The 11,027-nt window shown below is 75.1% G+C and carries 9 protein-coding genes; 7 read left to right on the top strand and 2 right to left on the bottom strand.

What is annotated here, in order from left to right; genetic code table 11:
• Positions 1-217: 217 nt before the first annotated feature.
• Positions 218-1,465 (top strand): hypothetical protein, encoded by a 1,248-nt coding sequence (locus ABKW28_RS21965; protein ID WP_348613294.1) that lies wholly within the window; start codon positions 218-220, stop codon positions 1,463-1,465.
• A gap of 13 nt (positions 1,466-1,478) precedes the next feature.
• Entirely contained in the window at positions 1,479-2,060 is a 582-nt protein-coding gene (locus tag ABKW28_RS21960) for a class F sortase (RefSeq protein WP_341229510.1), read from the top strand.
• Positions 2,061-2,082: 22 nt separating this feature from the next.
• On the opposite strand, the gene ABKW28_RS21955 is transcribed toward ABKW28_RS21960, so the two are convergent.
• Positions 2,083-3,036, bottom strand: a complete 954-nt coding sequence (locus tag ABKW28_RS21955) for a phosphotransferase (protein WP_348613292.1) — start codon at positions 3,034-3,036, stop codon at positions 2,083-2,085.
• A 239-nt stretch (positions 3,037-3,275) separates the two neighbouring features.
• On the opposite strand from ABKW28_RS21955, the gene egtB reads away from it, so the two are divergent.
• Genes egtB through ABKW28_RS21940 form a run of 3 tightly spaced genes read left to right on the top strand, consistent with a single transcriptional unit; the run spans position 3,276 to position 5,964 of the window.
• Positions 3,276-4,628, top strand: coding sequence for an ergothioneine biosynthesis protein EgtB (gene egtB / locus ABKW28_RS21950; protein WP_348613290.1), 1,353 nt, complete (start codon positions 3,276-3,278; stop codon positions 4,626-4,628).
• A complete protein-coding gene (gene egtD / locus ABKW28_RS21945) occupies positions 4,625-5,602 on the top strand; it encodes an L-histidine N(alpha)-methyltransferase (RefSeq protein WP_348613288.1) in 978 nt (325 codons plus the stop codon). The genes egtB and egtD overlap by 4 nt, the downstream gene beginning before the upstream one ends.
• A gap of 14 nt (positions 5,603-5,616) precedes the next feature.
• Positions 5,617-5,964 carry an MmcQ/YjbR family DNA-binding protein gene (locus ABKW28_RS21940; protein ID WP_348613286.1) on the top strand — a complete coding sequence of 116 codons (348 nt, stop codon included), beginning with the start codon at positions 5,617-5,619 and terminating at the stop codon, positions 5,962-5,964.
• A 49-nt stretch (positions 5,965-6,013) separates the two neighbouring features.
• Here ABKW28_RS21940 and ABKW28_RS21935 read toward each other — a convergent pair whose 3' ends face one another.
• Entirely contained in the window at positions 6,014-7,249 is a 1,236-nt protein-coding gene (locus ABKW28_RS21935; RefSeq protein ID WP_348613284.1) for a cysteine desulfurase-like protein, read from the bottom strand.
• A gap of 123 nt (positions 7,250-7,372) precedes the next feature.
• Between ABKW28_RS21935 and ppc the strand changes: the two genes are divergently transcribed.
• Positions 7,373-10,171: a phosphoenolpyruvate carboxylase gene (ppc, locus tag ABKW28_RS21930; RefSeq protein WP_348613282.1), complete on the top strand. Its 2,799-nt coding sequence runs from the start codon at positions 7,373-7,375 to the stop codon at positions 10,169-10,171.
• A 96-nt stretch (positions 10,172-10,267) separates the two neighbouring features.
• Positions 10,268-10,891, top strand: a complete 624-nt coding sequence (locus tag ABKW28_RS21925) for an isochorismatase family cysteine hydrolase (RefSeq protein WP_348613280.1) — start codon at positions 10,268-10,270, stop codon at positions 10,889-10,891.
• Positions 10,892-11,027 lie beyond the last annotated feature (136 nt).

Genomic DNA, 11,027 nt, shown 5'->3' with positions numbered 1-11,027 from the left:
GGCATGCGGTCGGGGTGGGGGGTCGGGTCGGTGGCGTCCATGGCACGACGCTAGCGCGGCGGCGCCCACCCCGACCGCATGCCGGACACCACCCGGCCGGTGCGTAACCCGGGTGCCGGTGGCCAGTTGGACCAGTGATCACCCCTCCGATCCCGGCTTCGGGGTTCTCGGACATGCACTCGAGGGCGCTGCGACGCCCGCCTGGGAGGACACGGACATGACCCACAGGACCGCTCGCGGACTGGCACTGACGGCGACCGGTGCGCTCATCGCGCTCTCGGCCGCCCCCGCCACGGCCGCCACCCCGGTCGCCCAGGCCGACGCGACCGCGCTGACCCTGACCGTGGCCAGCACCCCGACCGACTCGGGGTCCTTCTCCTCCACCCACGACGGTGACAGCGAGAGCACCTCCGGCTCGGACGAGCCGGCGCTCTCGGCGGCGACCGGCCAGTCCTTCGCCCAGGTCGGCACCCTCGCCCAGGACGCCCGCACCCGCGTCGAGCAGCGGCAGGGCTACGCCGAGGCGTGCGCGGGCCTGGCGGGCGACGGCGCCACCGTGGTCGGCGTCGGCGAGGGCGGCTGCCTGACCCCCGGCCAGAACGTGCGGCTCAACGCCGCCACCGTCGACCTCTCCGGGCTGCGCGTCCTCGAGTCCGAGTTCCTCGCCGGCTTCGACCAGCAGCTGCAGGACGCGCTGGCGCCGGTGCTCGACCAGCTGCTGCCCGCCCTCACCGACGGCCTCGAGCAGGCCCTGACCGGCCTGGGCGACCTGGGGGTCTTCCTCGACGCCGGGGTCATCCAGAGCCGGTGCACGGCCGGGCCCGGCACCTCCGCGGGCTCCGCGCAGATCGCCGACGCGGCGGCGTACGTCGAGGTGGGCGGCACGCGCGTCGACCTGGTGGCCCTGCCGGTCGACCCCGAGCCCAACACCCACGTCGTGACCGACCTCGGGGCCGTGACCCAGGAGGTGCTCGACGCCGTGCGCACCGAGCTCGAGACCGCCATCGACGGCACGCTCGGCCCGCTGACCGCGGTCGTCGACGGTGCCGAGGTGCTGGCCGAGGCCCTGGGCCAGGTCGGCGAGCAGCTCGCCCCGCTCGAGGACAACGTCATCGACATCCTGCTCAACGAGCAGGTGCAGGTCGCCGACGACGAGATCGAGGTGACCGCGCTGGACCTCTCGGTGCTGCCGGCCGCCCAGGAGTTCGACGTCGACCTGCTGCGCGCCGAGATCGGCCGGTCGCACTGCGGCCCGACCGGCCGCGTGGGCGCCCCCGCCGAGCCGGAGGCGACCCCCGACCCGACCGACCCGCCGGCCCCGGTGCCGACCTCGGTGCCGGCCGGCGTCGAGACCGCCGCCTCCGGCGGCGGCATGGGCGCCGCGGGCAACCTGTCCCTGGCCGCGCTGCTGGCCCTGGCCGGCGCCGCCGGCGTCGCCAGCTGGCGCCGCAGCGTGCGCGGCTGACCCGGGGCCGGTCGTGGCGGTCCTGGAGGCACGGCTGCGGGCGCTGACCTCGGCGCTCGGCGTGCTGGCGCTGGGGATGGTGCTGCTCGGCGTCGTCCTGCCCAGCGGGGACGACGACGGCTACACCTCCCTCGACCCGGCCGCCCCGGTGCGGCTCTCGGTGCCCTCGCTCGACATCCGCGCCCCCGTCAACGCCATCGAGGTCGGGGACGACCGGGTGCTCGACCCGCCGGCCGACGTGCTCGACGTCGGCTGGTGGGACGCCAGCGCGCTGCCGGGCGAGGCCACCGGCCGCACCGTGATCGCGGGACACACCGTCAACACCGGGGGCGGCTCCCTCGACCGGCTCGCCGACGTGCGCCGCGGCGCGGTCGTCGACGTGCTGACCCGCAACGGCGTGATGCGCTACGAGGTGCGCCGCACCAAGGTCTACGACAAGGAGCAGCTGGCCCGCAACGCCGCCCGGGTCTTCGGCCAGGACGCCGGCGACGGGCGCCTGGTGCTGGTCTCCTGCGCCGACTGGGACGGCACCGCCTACGACAGCAACGTCGTCGTCTACGCCGACCCCGTCGGCAGCCCGGCCCAGGACGCCTGAGCGCCGCTCGCCCGGCTCGCGGTCAGACGGCGCGGCCGTCGAGGAACATCCGCAGCCGGGTGCGGGTGGTGCGCAGCGACTCCGGGTCCTGCGGCACGTGCCCGTTGACCGCCCGGCAGGCCCAGCCCAGCCGCCGGGCCGCCCGGCTCGCGGCGACGAGCTGGTCGGGGCTCCCGGCGCCCGCCCACCCGGCGAGGTAGCTCTCGAGGTACGGCGTGGTGTCCTCGGAGGCCTCCTCGTCGTCGAGGCCCCAGGCCAGCACCCCGTCGAGGGTGACCGCCAGCGTGAGGAACGGGTGGGTCAGGCAGGCGTCGCCCCAGTCGAGGATGCGCACCCGCCCGTCGCGCACGAACACCTGGGCGTCGTGCAGGTCGTCGTGCTGCAGCGTGTCGGGCAGCCCGGTGGCCGCCAGCTCGGCGCACAGGTCGCGCAGCAGCGGCAAGGCCGCCAGCGCCGACGCGCCGACGTCACCGAGGTCGGGGGCGAGCCGGCCGACGAGGTCGGCGTACAGGTCGGGGAGGCGGGGCAGGCGCAGGTCGGGCAGCCCGTCGTCCAGCAGTGCCGCTGCCTCGGGGGCGACGTCGCGCTGCACCGAGGCGTAGAGCGCGAGCGCGTCGTGCCACGGCGCGAGGGTGCGCTCCCGGGCGGCCACCTCGCGCAGCGTCTCGCCCGCGTCGGCGAGCAGCAGCCAGCCGCGGGCGGTGTCGGCGCCGAGCACGGGTGCCACCGCGTCGGGCCGACGCCGCGCCAGCAGGGTGGTGACGGCGACCTCGTGGCGCAGCGCCGGCTCGACCGCCTTGGCCCACACCGGACCGCTGGCCGTCGGCACCCGCACCACGACCCCCCAGGGACGCACGTGCGGCCAGCTCACCCGGCCCTCGACGGCGAGCCCGAAGACCTCCAGCCGGGCGTGCACCCACCCGAGCAGGTCGGCCTGCTCGTCCGGGGCGTCGCCCGGGGTGTCGTACGTCGTCACCGGCCCAGGCTCCGCCCACCGGGCGCGTGGCGCCACCCATTTCCCGACCCGGCCCACATCTCGCGCCGACCCGGCCAGGATCTCGCGCCGACCCGGCCCGAACCGGCACCGCGCGACGACCCAGCCGTCACCCACCGTCCACGTCGGGGTGGTCGACGCGTCACCACTCCTGCGGCAAGGTGGAGGTGGCGCGTCATCGGGGCGTGCCCTCACACCGGAACCGAGAGGACTGCCGGCAGATGACACAGACCACCGCCAACGAGGCCCCCAGCGAGACCGGCGAGGCCAGCAGCAGGGAGTGGGACGCCGAGTCGCTCGGCCGCCGCTTCGAGGAGGTCCGGGGCCGCACCGAGGCCCTCGCCGCACCCCTCTCGCCCGAGGACCAGACGGTCCAGTCGATGCCCGACGTCTCACCGACGAAGTGGCACCGCGCCCACGTCACCTGGTTCTTCGAGACGTTCCTGCTCGCCGAGGCCGAGCAGGGCTTCGCACCCTTCCAGGACAAGTACTGGTTCCTCTTCAACTCCTACTACGAGACCCTCGGCCCCCGCTACGCGCGCCCCGACCGCGGGCTGGTCACCCGCCCCGGCGCGCACGAGGTCGGCGACTACCGCGCCAACGTCGACGCGCGGGTGCGCGAGCTCGTCGACACCCTCGACGGCGGCAGCCTCGAGAAGCTCACCCCCATCATCGAGCTCGGCTTCCACCACGAGCAGCAGCACCAGGAGCTGCTGCTGATGGACATCAAGCACGTGCTCTCGCGCAACCCCCTCCAGCCCGTGTACGCCGGCAGCCCGGTCGAGCGCTGCGAGCCCGACCGCCTGGGCTGGGTCGAGGTCGAGGGGGGTCTCGTCGAGGTCGGCCACGAGGGCCCGGGGTTCTCCTTCGACAACGAGATGCCGCGGCACCGCCAGTGGCTCGAGCCCTACCGGCTGGCCGACCGGCTGGCCACCAACGGCGAGTGGCTGGCCTTCATGGCCGACGGCGGCTACGAGCGCCACGAGCTGTGGCTCTCCGACGGCTGGGCCAAGGTGCGCGGCGAGGGCTGGTCGGCGCCGCTCTACTGGAGCGAGCACGACGGGGTCTGGTTCGAGCACACGCTCAACGGCACCTGGCCGGTCAACCCTGGGCTACCGGTGGCCCACGTCAGCTTCTACGAGGCCGAGGCGTTCGCCACCTGGTCGGGCAAGCGGCTGCCGACCGAGGCCGAGTGGGAGCACGCGGTGGTCACCGACGGCCAGGGCGGCCAGCACGGCCGCGACGAGCAGGTGGTCGGCAACCTCGCCGACGGCGGGTCGTTCCACCCCCGTCCCGCGCAGCCCGCGCCGGCCGGCAGCCGGCTGCGCCAGGTGCACGGCGACTGCTGGGAGTGGACCTCCTCGGCCTACCACCCCTACCCGGGGTTCCACCCTCCCGAGGGCGCGATCGGCGAGTACAACGGCAAGTTCATGTCCAACCAGATGGTGCTGCGCGGCGGCTGCGCCCTGACCCCCGCCGGCCACGCGCGGGCGTCGTACCGCAACTTCTTCCCGCACGGTGCCCGCTGGGCGCTGTCCGGGGTGCGTCTCGCCGACGGCGGGGCGCCCGCGTGAGCGCTCCCGAGCCGGTCGTGCAGGTGCTCCTCGACTCCGACTGGGCGTCGGGGTCGCTGGTCGCCGACGTGCGCCGGGGGTTGGGCTCGCGCCCGCTGCGGCTGCCGCCGAAGTGGCTCTACGACGACGAGGGCTCGCGGCTCTTCGACGAGATCACCCGGCTGCCGGAGTACTACCCGACCGAGGCCGAGCGCTCGATCCTCGCGGCGTACGCCGCCGACATCGTCGCGGCCTGCGACGCCACGACGGTCGTCGAGCTGGGCAGCGGCACCAGCGACAAGACCCGGCTGCTGCTCGACGCCTTCGCCGGGGCGGGCGCGCTGCACCGCTTCGTGCCGGTCGACGTCTCGGAGCAGACGCTGCGCGACGCGGCCGTGATGCTGACCGAGCGCTACCCCGGGACCGCCGTCGAGGCGATCGTCGGCGACTTCACCCTGCACCTGGGCCACCTGCCCGAGGGACAGCGCCGGCTGGTGGCGTTCCTGGGCAGCACCATCGGCAACCTCTACCTCGAGGAGCGCGGCGCCTTCCTGGGCGCGCTGGCCGACTCGCTCGACCCCGGCGACTGGCTGCTGCTCGGCACCGACCTGGTCAAGGACGCCGACCGGCTGGTGGCGGCGTACGACGACGCGCAGGGCGTGACCGAGGCGTTCGTGCGCAACTGCCTGGTGGTGCTCAACCGCGAGCTCGGCGCCGACTTCGACCCCAACCGCTTCGACTACGCACCGCTGTGGGACGCCCGGGCGGGCCGGATGGACCTGCGGCTGCGCTCGAGCGTGCCGCAGACGGTCACGGTGCCGGGGGCCGACCTGGTCGTCGAGATCGCGGCCGGCGAGGAGGTGCAGGTCGAGATCTCCACCAAGTTCCGCCGCGACCAGGTGGCCCGTGAGCTGGGCGCGGCCGGCTTCGAGGTGCGCGAGACGTGGACGGACCCGGCGGGCGACTTCGCGGTGACCCTGGCCCGGCTGACCTGAGTGGGGCAACGGCGATGAGCGGCACCGTCGACGTCGTCGAGCTGGTCGACCAGCTGCCCGGCACGGTCCGCTCCGACCACGGCCGCTACGTCAAGCTCAGCGTGGCCGGGCGCACGTTCGGCTACGTGTGGGAGCCGACCGTCACCGTCGGGCTCAAGCAGACCATCGCCGAGCAGCTCGCCCTCGTGGCGATGCGTCCCGACGTCTTCGAGGTCCAGTTCACCGCCGGCGGGTTCGGCTGGGTGGTGGCCCACCTCGAGCACGTGGAGCGCGACGAGCTGGCCGAGCTGGTCTTCGAGGCCTGGCGGCTGACCGCACCGCCGGCCCTGCTGGAGCAGCGGGGCGAGGTCCTGCCCCGTTGACACGCGCGCAGCTGACCGGTCGAGGGTGCAGGAGTGACCGGTCGGTGGGTCATTCCTGACTGCTCGTCAGGGTGGCGAGGCCGGTGAGGAGTCGCTCGACCTCCTCGGCGGTGGAGTAGGGCGAGAGCCCCACCCGGACGCCACCGGTGTCGCCGAGGCCGGCGTGGCGGGAGGCCTCGAGGGCGTAGAAGCTGCCGGCGGGGGCGAGCACGCCGTGGCCGACCAGGTGCTCCTGCACCGCGACCGGGTCGTGGCCCTCGACCGAGAGCAGCACCGTCGGCGTACGCCGGGCGGGGCTGCCGTGCACGCGCACCCCGGGCAGCGCGTCGAGCCCCTCGAGCAGGCGAGAGAGCAGGGCGTCCTCATGCTCCTCGAGCGCGGTCATCGACGCGGCCAGCCGCTCGCGGCGCGGCAGCTCGCCACCCTCGTGGGTGGGTTGCTCGAGCAGGTCGGCGAGCGCCTCGACGCTCGCGGTCACGCCGGCGAGCAGCTCGTAGGGCAGGGTGCCGAGCTCGAAGCGCTCGGGCACCGCGTCGGTGGAGGGCAGCAGCTTGTCGGGCTGCAGCGTCTCGAGCAGGGCGGGGTCGGCCGCGACCGCGCCCAGGTGGGGCCCGAAGAACTTGTAGGGCGAGCAGGCGACCAGGTCGGCGCCGAGCGCGGCGCGGTCGACCAGCGCGTGCGCGGCCAGGTGCACGGCGTCGACGTAGACCAGCGCGCCCACCTCGTGGGCGGCCGCGCTGATGGCGGCCACGTCGGGGCGGGTGCCGAAGAGGTTGGAGGCGGCGGTGACGGCCACCAGCCGGGTGCGCTCCGAGAGCACCCCGCGCACGTCGTCGAGCTCGGCGGTGACCGGGTCGAAGTCGAGCCAGCGCACCGTCGCACCCGCGCGCTGCGCCGCGAGCACCCAGGGCCGGATGTTGCTGTCGTGGTCGAGGCGGGTGACCACGACCTCGTCGCCGGGGCCCCAGCCCTGCGCGAGCGTGCGGGCCATCTCGAAGGTCAGCGCGGTCATCGACCGGCCGACCACCACGCCGCGCGGGTCGGTGCCGAGCAGGTCGCCGAGCGCGGCGCGCGCCGCCCCCACCGTCTCCTCCGTACGCCGCTGCAGCGGGGTCAGCGAGCCGCGCTGGCACATGCCGGCGGTCATCGCGTCGGCCACGGCGTCGGCCACGCGGCTCGGCACCAGGGACCCGCCTGGCCCGTCGAAGCGCGCCTCACCGGCGCCGGGGCCGGACCAGAGCGCGGGGAACCAGGCGCGGACACGGTCGAGGTCGAGAGCAGCCATGCTCCGCATGCTGCCACCCGTCACCAGCCACCCGGGTGTGACCACCCGGGTGTGACCGCCCGGGTGTGCCCACCGCCCGGTCACCCCCTGACGCACCGGGCCGGCACCCGCCAGACTGGTGCCATGGCCGACACCGACCAGCCCGACGTGACCCGCTTCGCCACCGGCGTCTCCTCCGACGAGCACCACGCGGCGCTGCGCGCCTCGGTGCGCCAGCTGGCGGCGCTGCTGGGCGAGGCGCTGACCCGCCACGAGGGGCCCGAGCTCCTCGAGCTCGTCGAGCAGGTGCGGGCCCTGGCCCGCGACCCCGACGACGGGGCCCTGCACGACCTGCTGGCCGGGGTGGACGACGACACCGCGGTGGTGCTGGCCCGCGCCTTCACCGGCTACTTCCAGCTGGTCAACGTCACCGAGCAGCTGCACCGCTGGCAGGAGGTGACCGCCGAGGACGAGGGTCCCCTGGCCGTGGCGGTCGAGCGGATCGGCAAGGCCCTGGCCGACGGCAGCGTCGACGTCGACCTGGTCTCCGACGTGCTGCGCCGCGTCGAGTACCGCCCCGTCTTCACCGCCCACCCGACCGAGGCCAGCCGGCGCACGGTGCTGCGGCTGCTGCGCAAGATCGCCGACGTGGTGCACGCCGCCGAGGACCCCCGCGCCCGCCCCGGCGACGCCGAGCGCCACGAGCGGCGCCTGGCCGAGCTGGTCGACCTGCTGTGGCAGACCGACGAGCTGCGCATCGCGCGGCCCGACCCCAAGGACGAGGCCCGCACCTCGCTCTACTACCTGGGCCAGATCGCCCGGAAGGTCGTGCCCGACCTGCTCCAGGAGCTCGACCGCCGCCTGGCCTCGATCGGGGTCGAGCTGCCGGTGGCGGCGCGCCCGCTGCGCTTCGGCAGCTGGGCCGGCGGCGACCGCGACGGCAACCCCAACGTCACGCCCGAGGTCACCCTCGAGGTGCTGGCGCTGCAGCACGACACCGGGCTGCGCGAGCTGGTCGCCCAGGTCGAGGAGATCCTCACCGAGGTCTCCGCCTCGACCCGGGTCGTCAGCGCCAGCGAGGAGCTGCTGGCCTCCCTGGAGGAGGACGCCCGGGCGCTGCCGATCACCTACTCGACGATCCGGCGGCTCAACGCCGAGGAGCCCTACCGGCTCAAGCTGTCGTTCGTGCGGGTGCGGCTGCTGCGCACCCGCGACCGGCTGGCGAACGCCACCGCCCACGAGCCGGGCCGCGACTACCTGCACCTGGGCGAGCTGGTCGACGACCTGCGCCTGGTGCGCGACTCGATGCTCGCCGACGGCGACCGGCTCACCGCCGACGGCTCGGTGCTGCGGCTGCTGCGCACCGCCACCGCGATCGGCACCGGCATGGCCACCCTCGACGTGCGCGAGCACTCCGAGAAGCACCACGAGGCGCTCGCCGAGCTCTACGACCGCCTCGACGAGCTCGAGCGGCCCTACGGCGAGCTCGACCACGCCGCGCGCACCGAGGTGCTCAGCGCCGAGATGGCCGGGCGGCGCCCGCTGGTGGGGGCCGGCCAGGTGCCGCCCGACGGCCCCGCGGCCGCCTCTCTGGGCCTGCTGCGCACCCTGCGCACCGCCCAGGACACCTACGGCCCCGACGTGGTCGAGACCTACATCGTCTCGATGACCCACGACGTCGACGACCTCTTCGCGGTGGTGGTGCTGGCCCGCGAGGCCGGCCTGGTCGACCTCGGCTCCGACGACGAGCCGGCGACCGCCCGCATCGGGTTCGCCCCCCTCTTCGAGACCGTCGCCGAGCTCGAGACCGCCGGCCCGCTGCTCGACGCCCTGCTCGGCGACCCGTCGTACCGCCGGGTGGTCGCGGCGCGCGGCGACGTGCAGGAGATCATGCTCGGCTACTCCGACTCCTCCAAGGACGCCGGCATCGCCGCCTCGCAGTGGCAGATCCACCGCGCCCAGCGCGCGCTGCGCGACGTCGCGCGGCGCCACGGCGTGCTGCTGCGGCTCTTCCACGGCCGCGGCGGCTCGGTGGGCCGCGGCGGCGGCCCGACCGCCGAGGCGATCCTGTCGCAGCCCAACGGCAGCCTCGACGGACCGATCAAGGTGACCGAGCAGGGCGAGGTCATCTCCGACAAGTACCTGCTGCCCCAGCTGGGCCGCTGGAACCTCGAGAACGCGCTCGCGGCCGTCGTCGAGGCCTCGGTGCTGCACCGCGACCGGCTGCTGCCCCGCGAGGTGCTCGACGGCTGGGACGACACGATGGACGTCGTCGCCGGCGGCGGGCAGACGGCGTACCGGGCGCTGGTGCGCGACCCCGGGCTGGTCCGCTTCTTCGTGGCCGCGACCCCCGTCGACGAGCTCGGCAAGATGAACATCGGCTCGCGCCCGGCCAAGCGCCCCGGCGGCGAGGGCGGACTCGACGACCTGCGCGCGATCCCCTGGGTCTTCGGCTGGACCCAGTCGCGGATGATCCTGCCCGGCTGGTACGGCGTCGGGTCGGGGCTGGCGGCGGCGCGCGAGGCGGGGCGCGAGGACGTGCTGCGCGAGATGTACGCCTCGTGGCCGTTCTTCCGCACCTTCCTGTCCAACGTGCAGATGACGCTGGCCAAGACCGACCTCGACATCGCGGCCCGCTACGTGCGGACCCTGGTCGACGACGACTCGGCGGAGCTCTTCGAGCGGGTGCGCGAGGAGCACGAGCGCACCGTGGCCGAGGTGCTGGCGGTCACCGGCCAGGAGCGGCTGCTGGAGGGCGCCCCGGTGCTGCGCCAGACGCTCGAACTGCGCGACTCCTACCTGGCGCCGCTGCACGCCCTGCAGGTCTCGCTGCTGGCCCGGGTGCGGCAGGTGCCGGAGGGCGAGGAGCCGCCGGCGCAGCTGCAGCGGGCGCTGCTGCTGACCATCAACGGGATCGCCGCGGGGCTGCGCAACACCGGCTGAGCGCCGGCTGCCACGGTCGTCCTCGGGGGTGTAGCCCGGGCGGGGGCGGGGCCTCCAACCTGGTGCCCGTCCCCAGCCCCCCAGGAGGCGATCGCCATGCCCGCACCCGACCAAGCGCTGCTGCTCATCGACCTCCAGCGCGACTACTTCGCCGACCCCGAGCTCGACCGCTGCCGCGACGACCTGGTGGCGACCTGCAACGACCTGGTCCGGGCGGCCCGCGAGGTCGGGGTCCCGGTCGTCGAGGTGCAGACCGTGCACGAGACCGACCGCAGCACCTGGACCCTGACCATGGTCGAGGACGGCCAGGGGGTCGTCGAGCGCGGCACCGAGGGGGTCCAGCGGGTCGAGGGCCTCGACCCCGACGGCGCCGAGCTCGTCGAGAAGACCCGCGACAGCGCGTTCTTCGGCACCGACCTCGCCGAGCGCCTCAAGGGCGTCGGGGTGCGCCGGGTGGTGCTCTGCGGCGTCTCGACCGAGTCGTGCATCGCGGCGACCGCGCGCGACGCGTTCGCCCTCGACCTCGAGGCGACCCTGGTCTCCGACGCGACCGCCTCGGTGGACTGGTCGGAGCACGACCACACCCTGGCCATGCTCCAGACCCAGCACCGCCAGCACGTGCTCACCGGCGCCGAGGTGGCCGAGCGCTGGCGCGACGAGGCGGGGCGGGACGAGGCGGGGCGGGAGCAGGCGGCCGGCAGCGACCGGGTCGCGGGCTAGCAGCGGCGCCAGGCGGTCGTGGACGCCGGGTGGGCCTCGGCACAGCCACCCGTGGGGGGTGCCGCGCCGGGGTGCGGCGCGCCTAGGTTGCGGGCGTGCCCCCGACGTACGCCGACCCCCGCCCGCTCCACCCCCT

This window comes from Nocardioides sp. 31GB23, assembly GCF_040012395.1.
Lineage (GTDB): Bacteria > Actinomycetota > Actinomycetes > Propionibacteriales > Nocardioidaceae > Nocardioides > Nocardioides salarius.
Note: the sequence above shows the minus strand (reverse complement) of the source record. Positions and strands in the feature narration are given on the sequence as shown.